This is a genomic window from Microcoleus sp. N9_A2 (genome assembly GCF_036701775.1).
In the GTDB taxonomy this organism is placed as follows: Bacteria; Cyanobacteriota; Cyanobacteriia; order Cyanobacteriales; family Microcoleaceae; genus Microcoleus.
Map to the genome: position 1 here is coordinate 1 of NZ_JAUBRH010000028.1, position 18,407 is coordinate 18,407.

The 18,407-nt window shown below is 45.2% G+C and carries 19 protein-coding genes; 12 read left to right on the forward strand and 7 right to left on the reverse strand.

Translation table 11 applies throughout. The features are described from left to right. The coding region (locus QUA44_RS17015) for a hypothetical protein (protein ID WP_333309805.1) at window positions 1-471 on the reverse strand (471 nt) is incomplete at its 3' end. A gap of 154 nt (window positions 472-625) precedes the next feature. Here QUA44_RS17015 and rd point away from each other — a divergent pair. The 4 genes from rd to QUA44_RS17035 all read left to right on the forward strand — a co-directional run bounded on the left by rd (window position 626) and on the right by QUA44_RS17035 (window position 3,763). Further along, window positions 626-787 (forward strand): rubredoxin, encoded by a 162-nt coding sequence (rd, locus tag QUA44_RS17020; RefSeq protein WP_333252558.1) that lies wholly within the window; start codon window positions 626-628, stop codon window positions 785-787. 24 nt (window positions 788-811) lie between these two features. Further along, window positions 812-2,071 (forward strand): NAD(P)/FAD-dependent oxidoreductase, encoded by a 1,260-nt coding sequence (locus tag QUA44_RS17025; protein ID WP_333252661.1) that lies wholly within the window; start codon window positions 812-814, stop codon window positions 2,069-2,071. Between the two features lie 188 nt (window positions 2,072-2,259). Beyond that, entirely contained in the window at window positions 2,260-2,940 is a 681-nt protein-coding gene (locus tag QUA44_RS17030) for a hypothetical protein (RefSeq protein ID WP_333252560.1), read from the forward strand. Window positions 2,941-2,989: 49 nt separating this feature from the next. Further along, complete coding sequence (locus tag QUA44_RS17035) at window positions 2,990-3,763, forward strand: class II aldolase/adducin family protein (RefSeq protein WP_333252561.1); 774 nt, start codon at window positions 2,990-2,992, stop codon at window positions 3,761-3,763. Between the two features lie 61 nt (window positions 3,764-3,824). Here the strand turns inward: QUA44_RS17035 and QUA44_RS17040 are convergent, their stop codons facing one another. From QUA44_RS17040 to QUA44_RS17055, 4 genes are all read right to left on the reverse strand, one after another. Next, a complete protein-coding gene (locus QUA44_RS17040) occupies window positions 3,825-4,724 on the reverse strand; it encodes an Rpn family recombination-promoting nuclease/putative transposase (protein ID WP_333252562.1) in 900 nt (299 codons plus the stop codon). A 55-nt stretch (window positions 4,725-4,779) separates the two neighbouring features. Further along, entirely contained in the window at window positions 4,780-5,526 is a 747-nt protein-coding gene (locus tag QUA44_RS17045; RefSeq protein ID WP_333252563.1) for a HEAT repeat domain-containing protein, read from the reverse strand. 196 nt (window positions 5,527-5,722) lie between these two features. Next, window positions 5,723-6,238 carry a GNAT family N-acetyltransferase gene (locus QUA44_RS17050; protein ID WP_333252565.1) on the reverse strand — a complete coding sequence of 172 codons (516 nt, stop codon included), beginning with the start codon at window positions 6,236-6,238 and terminating at the stop codon, window positions 5,723-5,725. A 4-nt stretch (window positions 6,239-6,242) separates the two neighbouring features. After that, a complete protein-coding gene (locus QUA44_RS17055; protein ID WP_333252566.1) occupies window positions 6,243-6,446 on the reverse strand; it encodes a hypothetical protein in 204 nt (67 codons plus the stop codon). A 135-nt stretch (window positions 6,447-6,581) separates the two neighbouring features. Here QUA44_RS17055 and QUA44_RS17060 point away from each other — a divergent pair, with 135 nt between their 5' ends. Continuing rightward, a complete protein-coding gene (locus tag QUA44_RS17060) occupies window positions 6,582-7,943 on the forward strand; it encodes a calcium-binding protein (protein ID WP_333252567.1) in 1,362 nt (453 codons plus the stop codon). A 281-nt stretch (window positions 7,944-8,224) separates the two neighbouring features. Next, on the forward strand, window positions 8,225-9,583 hold the full coding sequence (locus tag QUA44_RS17065; RefSeq protein ID WP_333252568.1) for a calcium-binding protein: 1,359 nt from the start codon (window positions 8,225-8,227) through the stop codon (window positions 9,581-9,583). 213 nt (window positions 9,584-9,796) lie between these two features. Here QUA44_RS17065 and QUA44_RS17070 read toward each other — a convergent pair whose 3' ends face one another. Further along, window positions 9,797-11,161: an MFS transporter gene (locus QUA44_RS17070; RefSeq protein WP_333252569.1), complete on the reverse strand. Its 1,365-nt coding sequence runs from the start codon at window positions 11,159-11,161 to the stop codon at window positions 9,797-9,799. A gap of 134 nt (window positions 11,162-11,295) precedes the next feature. Continuing rightward, a complete protein-coding gene (locus QUA44_RS17075) occupies window positions 11,296-13,344 on the reverse strand; it encodes an Eco57I restriction-modification methylase domain-containing protein (RefSeq protein ID WP_333252570.1) in 2,049 nt (682 codons plus the stop codon). A 129-nt stretch (window positions 13,345-13,473) separates the two neighbouring features. Between QUA44_RS17075 and QUA44_RS17080 the strand changes: the two genes are divergently transcribed. The 6 genes from QUA44_RS17080 (at window position 13,474) to QUA44_RS17105 (ending at window position 18,194) form a co-directional block, all read left to right on the forward strand. Continuing rightward, window positions 13,474-13,716, forward strand: coding sequence for a CopG family transcriptional regulator (locus tag QUA44_RS17080; RefSeq protein WP_333252571.1), 243 nt, complete (start codon window positions 13,474-13,476; stop codon window positions 13,714-13,716). Next, on the forward strand, window positions 13,706-13,987 hold the full coding sequence (locus QUA44_RS17085; protein WP_333252573.1) for a type II toxin-antitoxin system RelE/ParE family toxin: 282 nt from the start codon (window positions 13,706-13,708) through the stop codon (window positions 13,985-13,987). Before QUA44_RS17080 ends, QUA44_RS17085 begins: the two co-directional genes overlap by 11 nt. Window positions 13,988-14,181: 194 nt before the next feature. Next, window positions 14,182-15,546, forward strand: coding sequence for an AAA family ATPase (locus tag QUA44_RS17090; protein WP_333252575.1), 1,365 nt, complete (start codon window positions 14,182-14,184; stop codon window positions 15,544-15,546). Next, a complete protein-coding gene (locus tag QUA44_RS17095; RefSeq protein WP_333252577.1) occupies window positions 15,543-16,343 on the forward strand; it encodes a hypothetical protein in 801 nt (266 codons plus the stop codon). The genes QUA44_RS17090 and QUA44_RS17095 overlap by 4 nt, the downstream gene beginning before the upstream one ends. 4 nt (window positions 16,344-16,347) lie before the next feature. Further along, the gene (locus tag QUA44_RS17100) at window positions 16,348-16,497 is read left to right on the forward strand and encodes an alpha-E domain-containing protein (protein ID WP_445243677.1); all 150 of its coding nucleotides are present in this window, start codon (window positions 16,348-16,350) and stop codon (window positions 16,495-16,497) included. A gap of 83 nt (window positions 16,498-16,580) precedes the next feature. Continuing rightward, window positions 16,581-18,194: a family 10 glycosylhydrolase gene (locus QUA44_RS17105; protein WP_333252579.1), complete on the forward strand. Its 1,614-nt coding sequence runs from the start codon at window positions 16,581-16,583 to the stop codon at window positions 18,192-18,194. The last annotated feature ends 213 nt before the right edge of the window (window positions 18,195-18,407 follow it).

The window sequence follows — 18,407 nt, forward strand, 5'->3', positions numbered from 1 at the left end:
TTGGGAAGCTGCTTTTTCTATTGGTGAAGACCAACTACTAATTCGTTCATGTAGTAGGGGTAATGCCCAACTTCCTTCTGCTTCGGGTATCCACGCAATTGTACTGTACCCCTGTCCAATAATTACGCCTTCGTGATATTCATGGGTTCTTTCTTGTAATGTTTTGGCATCTGCTCTCCCCCATGCAGTATGGTCGATTGCCACTAATATGTGTTCCGTTGGGGGTGCTTCCTCCTGTAATTGCTGGAAATACAGCAGCATCAGTTTTTTCCGGTCTGGTCTACAATCTTGTAATGCCTCGTAGATGCTTGACCATTGACGATGGAATAGCGGACTGAGCGAAAATTCCGCCAAACAGGCTGCATTCCTGGTGGTCATCACTGCATCCATCAGCTCGAATGTTGCATCCTTGCCTCGTACCAATAACTCGTATGCTTCTTGACGAAAGTCCTTTAATCGTTCACTGTTCATTTAAGGAGTGGATAGGTTTTTATTTTTCACCCTCATTCTCTCCTTAACGGTGGCTCTAGTTCTTCTTTGGCCACCGTTCTCATCTTTAGTTAGTCTAAACTACAGGTTGTCAAGTACAATCTATAGGCTGACAATCTAAAATTGAGTTAAGCAAATGCAAAAATACGTTTGTACAGTTTGCGCTTACGTCTACGATCCAGCAGAAGGCGACCCCGACGGAGGCATAGATCCCGGTACTGCCTTTGAAGATATCCCCGACGATTGGGTTTGTCCCACTTGCGGGGCGGCAAAATCCGATTTTGAACCAGAAGAATAAGCGAGAAAAAATTTGTCCGATCGAATCCTCAAAATTACAGTCATAGGTGGCGGTGCAGCGGGTTTTTTTAGTGCGATTACCTGCGCGAAAACCTACCCGCAGGCCCGCGTCACTTTACTAGAAGCTGGCCGCCAACTCCTGGCAAAAGTTCGCATCTCTGGCGGCGGGCGCTGCAATGTCACTCACGCTTGTTTTGACCCAGGTATTTTAGTGCAGAATTACCCCAGAGGAGGGAAAGCTCTGCGCGGTGCTTTTACTCGATTTCAACCACGCGATACTGTTGATTGGTTTGCCAGTCACGGTGTGAAGTTGAAAACAGAAGAAGACGGGCGAATGTTTCCAATCACAGATGATTCGGAGACAATTGTTAACTGTTTGATCCGCGCCGCTGAGGATGCCGGTGTAAAAATTCGCACGGGTGATGCAGTCGTTTCAGTAAAGAAGTTAATGGGGAACGGTGCAGAAGACGGCCGCGGGGACACTGCCTCTATGTTTGAAGTTGAGTTGAAATCGGGGGAGATATTTAAGTCCGATCGCATTTTGCTCGCTACAGGCAGCAATCCGTCGGGTTTTAAGTGGGCAAAAGAGTTAGGTAATACTGTAGAACTGCCCGTTCCTTCTCTATTTACTTTTAATATTGCTGATAGCAGAATCAAAGATTTAGCCGGAGTTTCGGTTCCGAATGCTAAGGTGAAATTGGCGGGAGCAAAATTAGAACAAAGCGGGCCTTTGTTAATTACTCACTGGGGTGTCAGCGGGCCTGCTGTACTCAAACTTTCGGCTTGGGGTGCGAGATTTTTGCACGATCGCCATTATCGAACATCTGTGCTGATTAATTGGCTTCCCCAGTACAATGGGGAGGTTTTGCGGCAGCAACTGGTAGCGGTCAAATCGCAGTTGTCGCACCGCTTGATCGTCTCTAGCTGTCCGTTTCCGATGCCGCGCCGCCTCTGGGAGCGTTTGACAAGTTCGATCGGCATTGACGAGCAAAAACGCTGGGCTGATTTATCCAACAAAGCCCTCGATCGTCTCTTGCTAGAGCTCGTTCAAGGCGAATATCAGATTTCAGGAAAAGGCGCATTTAAGGAAGAATTCGTCACCTGCGGCGGTGTCAACCTCAAGGAAGTTGATTTTAAGACAATGGAAAGCCGCCGCTGTCCGGGACTTTTCTTTGCTGGCGAAATCTTGGATATCGACGGCGTAACTGGCGGTTTCAACTTCCAAAGTGCTTGGACTACGGCGTGGTTGGCTGGAATCGCGATCGGCAAATCAGCCGATTTTTGATCGATCGAGGTTTGGGAGTGGCGATCGGGCGTTAGCGGAGCCCGCCCCTACGGGAGGCTCATCAACGCAGAGGAGCGGGCGATCGTTAAATTTTGTGTTATTTTTGAATTAAAGCGCACCAAATGTGCATCAAGTTCTGTTTGCAGACAAAATTCGCAGTTTTGCAAACTTCACATCGGGTGAGATACATGAAAAACTTGCATCTACAAACCCTAAAATTAGACAACAACCTTGACAGCCATCTTGACTCACCATTCATCGAAAAAAATGGCTTGCTGGAGTTCAACCCCAAATTTATCACTCCCGAATTTTTAACAGCCTGGACGTTTGAAACACACCTGTACGACGAACAAGTTGCGATCGACCACTTTGTCATCACATTTCCCAGCCGCACCGAACTCGAAAAATACGCCGCATCTTTTCGCCCCTTCGGTGCCAAAACAGTTGAAGGCCCCGACTTGTTCCCGATCAACTTTTGTTCGGAAAACATTAATGTTCCCTCCGACTTGTGGCTGCATTTAATGACCTTATTAATGCCAGCCGGCGGCTTAGTAGTATTGGATGCGCCCCACGCAGCCGGCGACCAAAAAAACCGCTTCCAGCAAGAAAGGGGATTGACAGCAGTTCACCACGTCGCGATTCGAGTCGAAAACGTGCAGAATGCTGCTACAATATGGCAAAATAAAAACTTTAAACCCCTGTCAGATCAACCTTTAGACTACGGATCATTAACCCAGTGGTTTCTGCAAAATCCCGCCGGACAAATCATCGAATTAATCGAACGTCGCCCCGGCAATAACGCCACTTTCGACTGCAAAAACATAACAGGTTTGCGCTTGAGTGAATACGAAACAATGACTACTGACTAATGACTAATGACTACTGACTAATTACCAATTACCAATTACCAAACAGCTTATGATAGCAGTAAAAGTTCCCAAAGTCACTTTTCAACCCCCAACATTCAACTCATTTGAAGAAGAACGCCGCCACCGCAAACAGCGTTTAGCCGCCGCACTTCGGTTATTTGGTCGCTTCGGATTTAGCGAAGGAATCGCCGGACACATCACAGTCCGCGATCCCGAACACCTCGACCATTTCTGGGTGAATTCTTTTGGAATGCACTTTAGTTTAATTCGAGTCAGCGACCTAATTTTAGTCAACCACAAAGGCGAAGTTGTTGAAGGAAATAAACCCGTAAACGAAGCAGCCTTTGCCATTCATTCCCAAGTGCACAGCGCCCGCCCCGACGTAATCGCAGCAGCCCACGCCCATTCTCCCTACGGCAAAAGTTGGTCGAGTTTGGGCCGCCTGCTTGACCCGCTGACGCAAGATGCTTGTTCTTTTTATGAAGACCAAGCTTTATTTGACGATTACACCGGAGTTGTTTTGGAAATCGAAGAAGCTAAACGCATCGCCAAAACTTTAGGTGAGAAAAAAGCCATTATTTTACAAAATCACGGGCTGTTAACAGTAGGTGAGACAGTAGATGAAGCGGCTTGGTGGTTTATTTCGATGGAACGTTCTTGTCAAGCGCAGTTAATGGCCCAAGCAGCGGGAAAACCGATTCTCATTAAGCCAGAATGTGCGCGTTTGACACAGCAACAAGTAGGCTCGCACCGCATGGGATGGTTTAGCTTTCAACCGCTTTATGACATGATTGTACACCGGGAACCTGATTTGTTAGATTAACACATAATATCCGTAGGAAAACGGCACTACCGTGTCTTTTTTGCCTGAGATAATTAGAAATTTACGCTGACACCGATTCAAGCCAAGCAATCAAATCCTCTTGACTGCTAAAATCCAACAAATTTTCACCTAAATCATCCAATTGTTCGGGAGATAGCTGCTGGATGCGAGTTTGAATTTCCGGCGAAATCTCACCAGTGCGCCGCCCTATTTGACGCAGAATTAATTCTATTTGGCCCTCAATTCTACCTTCTCGACGACCTTTAATCACAGCACCACGTTGGTCTTCAAAAAACATTTCCCGTTTTTCTAATGCTTGTAATTCCTCAAGATTTAAATTAGACCTATTAGCAATGTTAAAAGCTGTTTTAATTTCTGGTACAGACGCAAATTTCTCCGGTATTTCCTCCATATTAGGAGCATTTTTGATAAAATAAGCCCAACTTTGAATCAAACCTTCAACTTGTTCTAATTTTTTGTTGAATTTGGGCAGTTCCAGAAAAAATAACTCTATTTCTCTGTAATACTCGATATTTTCTTCGACTTCTTTAAAGACAAAATGAGTGAGAAATTTCTCTGTGTTGTCAAACAAAACAAAATCTGTAATTGTTAAAGCAATCAAAGGATTTAATTTTGAGTAGCCTTCTCTCGGTTTTAGCTGAGTCGCGTAGGTTTTGGCTGCATTGTATATGACGCGCTTAGTAAAAGCTTCTACATTAATGACCTGCATTTCGATAATTACAGTTTTGTTGCCTGTAATTTTGGCTTTGACATCCAGGTAAGTGTCTTTTAAACCGGTAATGGCTGGTGCGGCGTAGGGATCGATGATTTCTAAGTCTTGAATTGTCGGCTCTGCGTTGTAAAGCATGGCATTCAGGAAGCTAATCAAAACTTCTTTGTGCTGGGGCGAGGCAAAGATTTTTTTGAAGCCAAAATCTGTTTTGGGATTGATGAATATCATAATTGGTAACGGGTAAGGGGTAATTGATAAACGGTGTTTAATTGTGAAAAGTTCATCATAACATTCCTTCCATTTCTAAATCTTCAATTGTCTGTAAACCGCGCGGATCGCCGACTCGCAAGAGGGAAGATTTCGCATCTTCCCGCACGCCCATATCTGCATCTTCTTCTAAAGATTCAATTAAAGCGTCGATCGCCCCAGCGTACACTATATTATTCGGCAACTCCCGCGCCAGTTGCCCGATCGCCCAAGCACAGTTGCTCCGCACAGCAGATACAGAATCTCCCCGCAGCGTTTGAATCAACGGCGGAATCGCAGCAATCACCACATAATAACCAACTTTTGCCATTTGACCCAGAGAACTCGCCGCCCACAAACGCACCGCCGAAATATCAGTTCTCAGAGCATCAATTAAGGGCGCTAAGGCGCGGTGATCTGTGCAATTTCCCAGGGCCCAAACTACCCCTTTGCGAACGTAACCGTTCCAATCGCGGTTAAGTTGCTCGATCAGCGGTTCCACAGCATCGGGACTCGGATTTCGCCCCAAAGCATAGGCCGCACTCACCCGCACCAAGGGGCAACCGTCTCTCAACAAATTAATTAAATGCGAAATCGCGCGATCGTCCTGCAATTCGCAAAAAGCCCGCGCCGCCATCATCCGGCGCTGAGGTTCCGGGGATTCCAGCAAAGGCAGCATTTCCTCTGGATCTGGTAGCGGGGGTTCGGACTCATCAAAATGATCCAAAGGGCTTTCCAGTTCCGTTTCAAGATCGAGGGCGTTGGGGTAGTCGTTATTGTTCATAAAAAAACTTTACCGCACAGAGGATGCTACGGGTGCAACTCAGTCAACGGTCAATATAAATTAGCATTCCGGGCAATAAAAGCATTCCGATTCAAGACTCAAGTCCTCCTATTGTTCGCCCTGCAGGAGGAAGAGTCCTCATAATTTAGATAAATCCGAACTCTAGTTCTGACTGCCAACAAATACCTCTGGTTTTTCAAAGAGATTTGATCATCCAGACAGAATGACTCTCATAGCCTAATTTTTGATAGAGATTCATTGCAGGCTGATTGTTCAAGAAAACTTGCAAACCAATTTGCCTGTCGCCCCTTGAACGGGCCCAATTTTCTGCCTGAATAATTAAAGCTGCACCGAGTCCCTGACGGCGGTGTTCCGGTGCTATGTAGAGCAGAAAAATGTGAGCGTGGCGGGCTCCAGTGGTTTGCTCGATCGCATTTCCCAACCACAAACATCCGACAACCGATTTGAGATTGGCAGACTGCGAGGGGAGTGCGGAAAAACTTTCTCCCTCTTCCTGGCTGTTTTTCAGGCACTCAACCCACCAAAGCGGCGTCTGGTTAGAAAAATACTGCTCGACAGTTTGAGCCAAATGTCCCAATTCCCGATCGGGGTAAAGCTCTCGGTAAGTATGGTGCAGGAACTTTAGCAGTTTTGCGCGATCGAGTCCAGAACCCGATCGCAGCCCGTAGCCCGGTAATATCTCGGCTGACATCGGTTTAGCGGACACGGAGAGGGGAATAATTTAGCCCCAAGAAAATTGGATTCACTGCTGCCGCTTGCTTTTGCGGGATCGCTTCCTCAATTGGTGCCGGGGCAGCCATGTCAGCCGGCAAAAAGATGCGAGCGCTGACTGCTACCAGAGCCACGAAAAATACTAATATCGCTATAAGTGGAGCAATGTATTGACGAATGATAGCCATAACCGTAAAAACTTGATTCTTGAGTTGATATTATCAAGTCTACCATACAAATCTTGTCAGCTATAATAGCTGCCATTGGACACTTAGCTCAAGCCTGAGCGATCGCAAATACCAACTAACAGAAAATCTAATATTATGAGTGCCTCGCCTGCTGTTTATGAAGCTCTAGCTAAATCAATTGTTTTTTTGAATCAAAAGCCGAGCGCAGCCAATGAAGTTTCGAGTTTCCTAAATACTAATGGCTACTATATCGATCGCATATTCGACGACCCAGAAACAAACTTTTATGCGATCGGATTCGGTTCGACCGACTCCCGAAACCCGCCCGCCCTCGTATTTAAAGGTACAGATTTCATCGACGGCGACGCTATCTTTTCCGACTCCCGAGACATTGGTTTACCTGAATTTGAAAAAAACAAAGATAATATCAAAAACTGGCTCACAGAAATCGGTCAAAATACTGGTAAAAACCCCAGCCAATTATTGCCCGATGTCATCGGACACAGTTGGGGCGGAGCAGTCGCTCAAATTGTAGCAACCGAATACACATCTCTGACCGGCGATATCTTTACTTTCAACTCTCCGGGAGTGTCAGCGAGTACATTCACCACTTTTCGGAAAAATCTCAGCAGGGCAGGCAACAAAAATGTCAATCACTACATTGTCAGCGGAGATTTCGTCAGCTTGTTTGGCGAAGCATTCATTCCGGGAAAAGTATTTATCCAAAGTTTTACCGATCCGAGTATTAATCCCTTAACTGTTTTGGCAAAACATCGAACTGAAAATTTGTTAACTACTCCGCCCGTGGGTTTTTTGCAGAGGCAAATTTCTGTAGAACAATTAAACAGTCCCGAGTTTGCTTATAACAACGACTCAGATTTTAACGAATTTATCGCTGCGATGAATTTCGCCCTGCCCAATGTGTCAGTCGCCATCAGAACCAGAGCCGGTGCAGAGAGTTTGAGAACAGCACCAGAATTTTCTTTTGTGCAGTTAATCAGACAAATGCAATACGGTTTAGCTCCCTTACAACCGAATTATTTATCAGGGGACGATCGCAACAATACTGCTACCGGCGGCCCTGGAGAGGATACAGTTATCGGCAATCGCGGTAACGATACTCTCAGAGGCAATCGAGGTAATGACAGCATCATCGGTGGTGATGGCGACGACTTCTTGTACGGCGGCCGAGATAACGATTATTTGGAGGGTGGCGACGGAAACGATTTGGTTTCCGGCGAGTTTGGCAACGATTTTTTAATTGGTGGTGCGGGGCGCGATCGCTTTGTATTAGAATCCGGTGGCGGAGCAGATGTGATTGTCGATTTTCAAAATGGTGAAGATTTAATTACACTGTCACGGGGTCTAACTTTTCCTCAAGTTATAGTAACCCAAGGTGTTGACGGAGCTTTAATTACTATCCCGATTACTGGTGAAATTCTGGCTACCCTCAGAGGCGTAGTTGCCAGCGATATTACTCGGGTAGATTTTGTATAGCTTTAGTGCTAGAAATTTGGGTAGTTGAGGTGGCGGGAAAGCTGGGCGACTTTAGTGCAAAAATTGTTTTTTATCAAAGGGATTTTTGGCTAAACCGCCCCTACAAAGCTGGGCGGGTTTTGTAGCTAAATTGTTTTTTATTAAAAAGATTGTTGGCTAAGCCAAACCTAAAAAGCAGGGCGATATGAGAAACTAATTTTTTTAATAAGCGTCACTTAATCTACAATGAGTTAACTAACTTAAAAATCAATTCCCGATCAAACGACAGGAAATAAAAAAATATGCCATCCTCCCCCGCTGCTTACGAAACTATAGCCAAGCAACTTGCTTACCTAGATGACAAGCCCGAGTTTCAAACTTTAGTTCAAACAGGCTTGAGTGCTGCTGGGTACCAAATCGATCGCACCTTTGACGATCCCGGAACTGGATTTCACGCGATCGGCTTAATTTCCACCACCCCAGACAAACCGCCCGTTTTGGTAGTTCGCGGCACCGACTCGCCTGTAGACGATATTGCCAACGCAGACCCGCGCGGCACCGGTTTCAACCAATTTGAAGCCAACAAACAAGCATTAGGAAATTGGTTGACCCAAATCAGTCAAGATACAGCAAAAAACCCCAGCCGCTTGCCACCAGACATTCTCGGACACAGCTTAGGCGGCGCCATAACGCAACTAGCCGCCACTGAATTCACATCTGCGATCGGAGATGTTGTCACCTTCAATTCTCCTGGAGTTGCTGAGAGTACAGTCAATACATTCAAGCAGAAAGCCGGCGCCGGAAAAAATGTAACTCACTACATAGTTAGCGGCGATTTTGTGAGTTTGGGAGGAGAAGCTTTTCTACCGGGAAAAGTAGTTCTTCAAACATTTACTAACCCGATTATCAACCCGCTACTTGTCTTGGACAAGCACAGCCAAAGCGGTTTGTTAACTGCTCCTCCTCCCGGCTTAACTCAGGCCGAAATCTCTGTAGACCAGTTGAACCGCCCGGATTTCACTTTCACAGATTCAGATTATTTAGAGCTGTTAGCTGGCTTAGACTTTGCACTGCCTGCCTTGGGAACATCGCTGGAATCGCGCAGCAGTTTAGAACAATTAAGAACCGCTCCGGGAAACTCGTCTTTAGCAAATGTTGTGGCAATGCAAACTGCTCTCAATCTCTCCCAAATTAATAATTTAGTAGGCGACGATGCTAACAATACAGCATCAGGTTTTGGAGGGGACGATATTATCACTGGCAATGGGGGAAACGACACTCTCAGCGGCAACAAAGGCAACGATATTATCAGCGCTGGCACCGGCAACGACCTGGTATTAGGTGGCAAAGGGGATGACAATTTGAACGGGGCAGAAGGAGACGATACGCTCATTGGCGGAGTGGGTGCGGATCTCTTAATTGGTGGCGCTGGACGCGACGTATTGGTGTTAGGATTAGGTGCCGGTACAGATACACTTGTAGACTTTCAAAAAGGTCAAGATTTAATCGGTTTGAGCGGAGGTTTGACATTCAACCAAGTGAGAGTTACTGCAGGCGATTTTATAACAACGATCGAAATTGCCAGTAACGGCGAAGTTCTTGCCAGTATTCCAGGCATTCCAAGTAGTCCGCTAACAGCTAGTGATTTTATTGCGATTTAGTTGGCTGCTGGCAATACAGATATTCGGTAGGGATACAACAATGTTGTGTCCTTATTTTATTTTAGGAACCCCACACAGAATTTATACTCATTCCATGATTAAAAACATCAATATTCCTGCTGGGGCGGGTTCACCGCAATCTCGAAAAAGTAGTGCAGACATTGGTAAACCCGCCCCGCCCGGCTCTTATAATTATAGCGACCGGACTTGATATTAATCGAAATCGTCAAGTCCAGGCCTGGGCATGGCTGCTAATTTTTTCTCATCTTCTAGTGGCAGAAAGAAAATGGTTAGCATACCGGGAATCACAGCCAGCGCGCTCATCAAAAAATAATTTTGATAGCCGAGATTCGCCTGCAAGTAGCCGCTAAAAACGCCCGGAATCAGCACTCCTGCGGCCATAAAAGCCGTTGTAATTGCATAGTGAGATGCTTCGTATTCAGGGCGGACAGTCCGCATCAAGAACACTGTATAGGCAGCTACGCCAAGTCCGTAAGTAAATTGCTCGATCGAATTTACGGCATAAGCCCATTCAATCCCCGGTTGATGTATTGCCAACAGCCAATACAGCACGTTAGTTGAATTTTGCAAAATTGCCGTCGGCCACATCCATTTTTTCAATCCTTGTTTAGCAATCAAATAGCCGCCCAACAACCCTCCAATTAACAGAAACATTACCCCTAAAGTACCGGATAATAAACCCATTTCCGAGGTAGAAACTGCTAATCCTCCTTTCTCCACTTTATCCATTAAAAATGGCGGAGCCATTTTAAACGTCAAGGCATCGCCTAACCTAAAAATCACGACATAAGTAACAATCCAACCAATTTTATCTTGCTGAAAATAACTTTTAAATGCTTCGATAAAGCTTGTTGTTTGTTGGGGTGCGTCGGCTTCCATAGCATAATTTCTAGGATAGGGAAGATACCACCGCTGAAAGAGATATATCAGCACAAACATAATGGCACAAATGCCAAAGGCTGTCGCCCATCCGTAGTTAAGCGCAGACACGCTAAAATCCGAACCGAAAAGTGACAGCGGAATGTCTTGATATATTTTGGTATCGCCTGTATTTCCGGTGACTAAATGCTGTTCGGCCAGTTTCCCGGCGAAGAAAACCAATATACCGCTACCAGCAATGACAGCACCTCTATAAGCCGTGTTGCGAACCCCGACAAACAAGGCTTGCTGGTCTTTATTGAGAGTGTTTAAATAAAATCCGTCAATGGCGATGTCGTGAGTAGCTGACACAAAGGCGATCGCCGTAAAGATAACAAGCGATATAATAATCGGTGCCGGCGTTAATACGCCAAAAGCTAGGAAAGCAAACAGAAAAGCACAAATGATTTCGGTTGTTAAAATCCATTTGCGTTTGGTGGAATACAAATCAACCACTGGCCCCCACAAACCTTTTAAAACCCAAGGAAAAGACAAAAGACTTGTCAAGCCGATGAGTTCGTTGCTGGTTCCCATACCTTTCAAAAAAATCACCGACATTAAATTAACGACGGTGTAAGGGAGACCTTGAGCGAAGTATAATACTGATACCCACAATCCAGCGTTATGCTTTTTTTCCATTGCAGAGATATTTTACCTAGTTACTTATTTGATTTACGGAGTGCGATCGACAATTCCGGTCTATTCAACCCCTGGCATCACAGTATATGTCATTCCGATGCCAGCGGCAGCCATATAAATGGTGTATTTTAGCATCATTCTGAGTCACAAATATTTTCATTTTTGGAATAAGCCTGCAAAATTTTTTCTCCCTTAAAATGAACGAGGTAAGCGCGAACATTCTTGTCCCAGTCAGAAGTGTCATAAGTTCGCAGTAGTTCCAAAGCACTTTCTTCTATCTGATATGCAGTTTTTGGACTATTCGCCGGACGTTCGGGACTGTCAGGATTAACAACAATTAAACCTGCATCTAGAAACTGATGCACAGTCTGGCGGCGCACAGTTTCCCGCGTATTTGGTGCATATTTTTTACTGTACTCCCGATCCATAAATTCCATAATTGGTGTGATTCCCCGAAGTGGAGATTTTGCCGATTCCCAAGCATCCTTTGGCTTGAGGTCAAGCAAAGCCAGAAGAGTTAAGGCGGAACGTTCGTTAAGCTGACTTTTTGGAAAACCCAGCGCTGCAAGTATTTCTAGAGATTCATCAATACGGTTCTTGATTGTTATCGGACTATTTTCTAACGGACTTGTCGCCTTCAGCAGTTGTGTCTCGACAAGTCGATCGATCTCCCGCTGTGTAGGAAATATTTCTGTTATTTGAGCGCCAAGTAAAAGTAATTGCTCTAGATTAGGATACTTCAAATTGCGTAAATCCGTAGCATTAACTTGAGTGTGTCCGTTGAACAGTCGGAAAAACGCATCTACCAAGCTCGAATTTAGATAAACTGCCAATCCCCGCGCCAGGGTGAGGTCTAATCCGCGTCCCTGTTGGTGAAAGTAATTCAAATGGTTCTCAAAACCAACGCTAGAACTATTAATTTTATTGGCATCCCAGACAACTGCAACAATTCGCTTTTTCTCTTCCTTTGAGGAGAAGCGCTTGCTCAAAACATAATGTTCGTTAGGTACGAGGAGTGCAGCAGTTTTTTCCGTGACAGCTAAAGCTTGAGGCTTTCTCGTGGCTGTGGGATATTCAACACCGCCAGCCCAGAAGTGGGCGGGATAAATCAGCGGAACTGTACCGTTTTCCGGTTTTAGCCGCAAGTCAGAGCGAACACGAAAATCTACAACTTTTCCGGTGGAAACTGTTAAGCCTAATTCCTCTAGTGTGCAAGTAAATTGAGCCATTTGATCGACTACTTTCTGGCTGATAGAATCCGGTAAAATCCGAATAAATTGCTCGGAATCTTGGGGATTAATTAGGGCGGTATAGGGCAGTTGGTGAGACAAAACCAGGTCGTCGCCCACGCTGCTGCTTGAGGTTATTAGTACAGTATCTGGCTGTTCTATTTGTTTGGTGGCGCGCACAATAATAGTTTCTTGCAGCACGGCATCATCGCGAAATGGCAACTGTCGGGATTCAAAGATGTGTACTTGGCGTAAAGCCATCATTTGAAGGAATACTTTGCGGAAATCTCGAAAGTATAAACCGTTGCAAAAGCTGCGGGGAGTAATCGATACTAATTCACCGTTTAGTTTGAGCAGGTGAGCAGCAGCAACTGTGAAGCCAGCGTAGAGATTGCTGGTTTCTAGTCCTATAGAACGCAGCAAGGTTCGGGCTTGGGATTTAGCGTCTATCTTGGCATAGGGAGGATTGATAATTGCATGGGTAAATTCCCGTTTTACTGGTTGTGTAAATAGATTGGGCCGCAACATATCGGCGCTGTCTTGAATAAAATCAATTTCGCGCACCTCACAGGTAAAAGATATCCCAAAATGCTGACATTCTATACTGCACAATTCTAAAGTTTCCTTGAGATATTCAATCAAAATAAGGTCAATTTCATAAGCTGTAACGTGCAGGCTACGCGGTCTATTTGGGCGCTGACAAAGTTCGCAAACAAATGCTGCTAACAGGGAACCAATACCAGCCCCGGCATCTAAAAGCGATATATCGGGACAGTTAAATTCAAACATTCCCGCCATCAAAGTTGCGACGGAGGAAGGTGTTAAAAATTGTCCCTTTTCTCCTCTCTGGCTTTGCTGCAACTTTCGGGTTGCTTCTTGGCGCCAGCCATCTACTCGATCGAGTAAATTGCTGTCATGCGGCAGGGCTAGGGTTTGAAAGTGAAGTGCTATCATTTTTTGAGAAAAGTGCGTTAGCGAAGCCCTCGAAGAGGATCGCCAGTTCAGTGTATTTTCGCCAAAATAGGAATCTCTACGCTATCATAGTAGCAGTTTACTCTCTTCCCATAACAGCAAAGGGCAGCCATGAGTCAAGAAAATTTTACATTTCTACTAGACAGCGATAAAAAAGAAGCGCTGAGGGCGATCGCTACTGTCACCGATCGCGATTTAACTTATGTTTTGAACCAAGCGATCGCTTCTTACCTAGAAAATTATCAATGGCTGGTTGATGAGATTAACAAAGGCGTTGCCGAGGCCGAAGCTGGAGACTTTGCCAGCGATGATGAAGTCCAAGCAGTTTTTGCCAAATTGACTAATGAAAATTAAGTGGCTGCGACAAGCTTTGCGAAATCTAGAACAGGCTCACGCATATATTGTCAAAGACGATCCAGAGGCAGCAAGGCAATTAATTTTAAGGATTCAGAGTGCTGTAGGTCAACTCGCCGAATTTCCTTTTATGGGTAGAGTTGGTCGCGTAGAAGCTACTAGAGAATTGGTCATTTCCAATACCTCTTATCTCATCATCTATCGAGTAAAAGAAGAAAACGTAGAAATTATCCGTATCCTTCACAGTTCAAGAAAGTATCCAGAAAATTAGGTGATGTTGCCGATCGCCAGTTCAGTGTATTTTCGCCTAAATTTTCACCGATGTGCAAAAAAGTCAAGCGCCTTCGACAATATATAACTTATCCAAAAGTATGTTGACTGTTCATATAGCTAGAGCGGGAGGTAGCTAACGATGACACAAACTCAAACCAAGCGTTATGATTTTACTTAAGTATCTAGGTCTAAATGATGACAACTATCAACTGGGGTCAAGTTTTAGATAGCATTCCCGAGAATGCCATTGAAGCGATCGTCAACTCTCAATTTGTGTCGGTTCTAATAGAAGCACTTGGATTCACTAAAAATGACCAGTTTCCACAGTTTCCAACAGGTCAGGGTGCTCAGAAAGTAGATTTCGCAGCGCGTAAAAATACTGATAGTGAGAAGTTTTTGTTCTCTCCTGTCGCTCCCTACTTACTTGTTGAAGGCAAGGGACGGGCAATAGCGACAGGATCTAAAATTAACTTAGCGGAAGGTACTCCCAAATATAACGAGTCTAGGGAACAGATTAAAAGATATCTGCTATCTCCTAACTGCCAAACGGCTCAATGGGGCATTATTACTAATGGCATTCATATCCAGTTATTTCGGAGGCATGGGGAAGTTGTAATTCCTGCAACTGCTTGCACTCTGATTAATAAAGGTAATATTAGTGCTATTGTCCAACATATCAAATCTTTGATTGACAACCCGCCCCGAGCATTGACGGTTTGTATCTATAACAATAAAGGAGGAGTGGGCAAAACGACAACAACGCTCAATTTAGCAGCAATTTTGCGAAAACAGAAAAAGAATGTTCTCGTCGTTGATTTTGATTCACAAAGAGATTTAACTAGAACTCTTGGTCTAGACGTAGGAGCTATTACTTTATCTGACTGTCTGACTGATACAAAAGCAGATGTTAACAAAACAGTTGTTAATTTTAATCACAAGGACAAGCGAGGAAAAATTATACATTTTTTTGACGTGATTCCCTCAAGTGATGACATGGAAGAGTTTACAGATCAGCGTCTAGCTGAATCAAAAATTCAAAAAGGTGCAAAAAGATTGCGAGATATCCTTAAACCTTTTGTTTCTCAATATGATTACATATTGATTGATTGCCCTACCCAATGGTTATTTTTCAGCCAAAGCAGTGTTTATGCGTCGGATGTTGTTCTCATCCCTACGAAGCATAATGGATTAGCATCACTACACAATGCAGCTAGGGTGATTACGCAGTTTATTCCTGAAATTAAACAAGTAAGAGGAGATGGTGGGCCAATTGCCTTACCAATCTTTTTCAATGGAGAGAAGATTACAGATTCTGCCCTTCAGACAGCAAATCAGGAAATTGGAAAAATAATCGATAAAGCTAAAAAAGATGGCTTCGATCTGCTACCATATTATTGGCCTAAATCTACACCTGGAAAAGAAATTAAAACTATCTTCAGTATTTCCAGTTATGCTACTGTCGCCAACGCTGCCTTCTCTCACATTCCCGCTGTCTTTCTCAACAATATCGCTTTAGAACACTATTCTGGTCTAATTAAGGAGTATTTCTTGAAATGAGTAAGTATGATGACATCGGTAAGCTGATGCACCTGCCATTAGCTGATATTGAACCAGGGGAACCATGCTCTGAATCTGAGTTTATCATCACCGCCGCAGCCGAGGCAGTTCTGCAAGGTGGCGGACACAATTGGATTCCTGTGATTGTTAAAGAAACAGGTGATTATCAATATCAAGTAGTCAGCAATTCCTTTATTTATGCAGTCGCTCAACAAGCTGAACTAGAGCGAGTCTGGTGCATAATCATTGAACCAGAATCTAAAAACATTGAGCAAGCTAAAATTTTGGCAAGGGAAGTAATACCCAAAGTTAACCTTAGCACAGCATCAAGAGATACTATTCTTGCTGCACTTAGATATTTGGTTGCAGAACCAGGAAGTGCATTGAAGGGATTGGATGTCATTGTAGCGACTAATCGCATTTCAGCAGCCAATCGAGAAACCTGGTCAAACTTTAACCCTGTTACCAGCTTAAAATGTGCCATTACTAAGGGTAAAAAGTTAGATGCTTTAGCAAAAGTATTCTATCTCTCGCCGCCTGCTCCACTCGCGCCACCACCGCCACCGCCTGAAGCAGTTAGTGTGAAACGTGCATCAAGAGATGAGATTTTCGATCGCCTCAATTACTTATCCACTAATAAAATAGGAGGCTTTGAAAATATTGATGCCGAAAAAACAGCAGATGCTATTTTCAACGCGAATAAAGGCAAGTGGAAAAGCCTAACTCCAATTGCCAAACTTGAACCCGGCCTTGATACAGCCAAAATGAAAATCATTAAAACCCTATTTAGCCTGTAAAACTATGTTAAGTGGTGTAGCGGATTCAATTTACTGGCTCAACCGCTATATTGAAATATCGGAAAATATCGCCCATTTTGCCGAGGTCAATTTTAATCTCATCCTCGACTATCCCAGCGGTATTACTCAACTATTTACTGATCTGCCCACTTAATGTACCATTGTGCGAAAATGTCAAGCGGACGCTCAAACAAAAAGTCCGTAAAAGACTGTTAAACGCTCTCTCACACACTTCTCATGCGAAAGACCAAAACATTCTTTTTGTCAAGCTTGTTCCTGATTGGCTTAACAATTAGTTTTCTGCTGACTCCTGGTTGGTTCTCCAACTTCCCATCCCGCGCTAGCGCAACTATGCCTCCGCAAACCCAAACCGCCGAATTTCGCGCATTCTGGGTGGACGCCTTCAACCCCGGCTTCAAAACTCCTCAAGAAGTCACAAAATTGATCGCAGACGCACAGCGGGCAAATGCCAACGCGATCGTCGCCCAAGTCCGCCGCCGAGGTGATGCTTTTTATACCAGTGCGATCGAACCCCGCACTCTCGATCCCAACGTTCCCCCCGGTTTCGATCCCCTCCAAGATTTGATTGACAAAGCCCACGCCGCAGGCATTGAAGTACACGCTTGGATGGTGACGCTGCCGGTGGTTTCGGGCACCAAACTTCCCGCCGGTCACGTTTGGCAACAACACGGGCCTTCTGCCCCCGGCAGCGACAATTGGGCAATGCTGACTTACGGTGGGGAAGCCCAAGGCTATCTCGATCCCGGTCATCCAGACGCCGTAGATTATACTGTTTCCGTCTATTTGGATTTGCTGAAGCGCTACGATGTGGACGGCGTACAGTTGGATTACGTGCGCTACGGCGGGCCGACTTGGGGCTACAATCCGACTGCGATCGCCCGTTTCAATCAGCAAACAGGTCGATCGGGCAAACCCGCACCCACCGATCCCGCGTGGATGCAGTGGCGGCGCGATCAGGTGACAAATTTAGTGCGGAAGCTTTATGTAGAAAGCCTTGCGATTAAACCGCGCGTTAAAATTACCGCCGCCACGATCGCCTGGGGAGACGGCCCACAAAACGATGCAGGGTGGTATCAAACGCAGCCTTACAAAGAAGTATTGCAGGATTGGCGCGCTTGGCTGGAAGAAGGGATCGTAGACATGGCGATGCCGATGACTTACCAGCGCGAGTACAAACGATCGCAAAAACTCGCTTACGATAACTGGATCGAGTACGCCAAAGACCACCAGTACAACCGCCAAATTGCGATCGGCCCCGGCAATTACCTCAACTACATCGAAGACACCCTAGGTCAGATTCGTCGCGCCGAACAGCCGTCTGCAAAAGGAAATCACGTAGCCGGTACGGTGCTGTATTCCTACGCTAGCAGCAACGTCTACACGAATGTGGAACTGCGATCGGGCGGTAGCGGTGATTTGCCCCGCCAGCCTTGGAAATACGTTCCCCAAAGCAACGATTTGTTTTATTCCGCGCTTTCGCAGCCGAGTCAATACGTTGATGCTGCGACGGGCAAAACCTATGAAACTCAGCCTGTGTGGGCGACAGCAGCAGCCGTTCCCGATATGCCTTGGAAGTCCCGGCCGACTACAGGTGCGATCGCCGGAAATTTGCAGCGGTGCGCTCAAACTTGCGACGGTGCCAGCTTGACATTGCAGTTGATCGATGCTGCTGCCAAGGTGCGTCAACTGCGCGCTGATGGTAAAGGATGGTTTGGGGCGATCGAGCTTTCTCCGGGAACTTATCAGTTGAAAGTTGACGGAAGTCAAATTCAACAAACAGTTAATGTTGTCGCCGGTGAAGTCACCAAAATCAATTTCGGAGCATCTTAATCAACTTGTAGTGCGATCGACCGATTTAACTGGTCTACTCGTTACCAGGCTCTGCCTGGTAACGCAGATCCGGAGGCTCTGCCTCCAATTTCCATAAAAGCTTGCGAGGCAGAGCCTCTAGATATCTGTTCCCAGGCTCTGCCTGGGAACCAGTTAGTATCATAAGCTAAAATAAATTCATCCCACATCAAATTATAAATTTATCAATCGAGA

What these genes read in the sequence shown, in the direction of transcription:
- rd (WP_333252558.1), top strand. Translation starts at nt 626, where the DNA reads ATGCAAAAATACGTTTGTACAGTTTGCGCTTACGTCTACGATCCAGCA.
- QUA44_RS17090 (WP_333252575.1), top strand. Translation starts at nt 14,182, where the DNA reads ATGATGACAACTATCAACTGGGGTCAAGTTTTAGATAGCATTCCCGAG.
- QUA44_RS17060 (WP_333252567.1), top strand. Translation starts at nt 6,582, where the DNA reads ATGAGTGCCTCGCCTGCTGTTTATGAAGCTCTAGCTAAATCAATTGTT.
- QUA44_RS17105 (WP_333252579.1), top strand. Translation starts at nt 16,581, where the DNA reads ATGCGAAAGACCAAAACATTCTTTTTGTCAAGCTTGTTCCTGATTGGC.
- QUA44_RS17085 (WP_333252573.1), top strand. Translation starts at nt 13,706, where the DNA reads ATGAAAATTAAGTGGCTGCGACAAGCTTTGCGAAATCTAGAACAGGCT.
- QUA44_RS17095 (WP_333252577.1), top strand. Translation starts at nt 15,543, where the DNA reads ATGAGTAAGTATGATGACATCGGTAAGCTGATGCACCTGCCATTAGCT.
- QUA44_RS17040 (WP_333252562.1), bottom strand. Translation starts at nt 4,724, where the DNA reads ATGATATTCATCAATCCCAAAACAGATTTTGGCTTCAAAAAAATCTTT.
- QUA44_RS17100 (WP_445243677.1), top strand. Translation starts at nt 16,348, where the DNA reads ATGTTAAGTGGTGTAGCGGATTCAATTTACTGGCTCAACCGCTATATT.
- QUA44_RS17070 (WP_333252569.1), bottom strand. Translation starts at nt 11,161, where the DNA reads ATGGAAAAAAAGCATAACGCTGGATTGTGGGTATCAGTATTATACTTC.
- QUA44_RS17030 (WP_333252560.1), top strand. Translation starts at nt 2,260, where the DNA reads ATGAAAAACTTGCATCTACAAACCCTAAAATTAGACAACAACCTTGAC.
- QUA44_RS17080 (WP_333252571.1), top strand. Translation starts at nt 13,474, where the DNA reads ATGAGTCAAGAAAATTTTACATTTCTACTAGACAGCGATAAAAAAGAA.
- QUA44_RS17065 (WP_333252568.1), top strand. Translation starts at nt 8,225, where the DNA reads ATGCCATCCTCCCCCGCTGCTTACGAAACTATAGCCAAGCAACTTGCT.
- QUA44_RS17045 (WP_333252563.1), bottom strand. Translation starts at nt 5,526, where the DNA reads ATGAACAATAACGACTACCCCAACGCCCTCGATCTTGAAACGGAACTG.
- QUA44_RS17035 (WP_333252561.1), top strand. Translation starts at nt 2,990, where the DNA reads ATGATAGCAGTAAAAGTTCCCAAAGTCACTTTTCAACCCCCAACATTC.
- QUA44_RS17050 (WP_333252565.1), bottom strand. Translation starts at nt 6,238, where the DNA reads ATGTCAGCCGAGATATTACCGGGCTACGGGCTGCGATCGGGTTCTGGA.
- QUA44_RS17075 (WP_333252570.1), bottom strand. Translation starts at nt 13,344, where the DNA reads ATGATAGCACTTCACTTTCAAACCCTAGCCCTGCCGCATGACAGCAAT.
- QUA44_RS17055 (WP_333252566.1), bottom strand. Translation starts at nt 6,446, where the DNA reads ATGGCTATCATTCGTCAATACATTGCTCCACTTATAGCGATATTAGTA.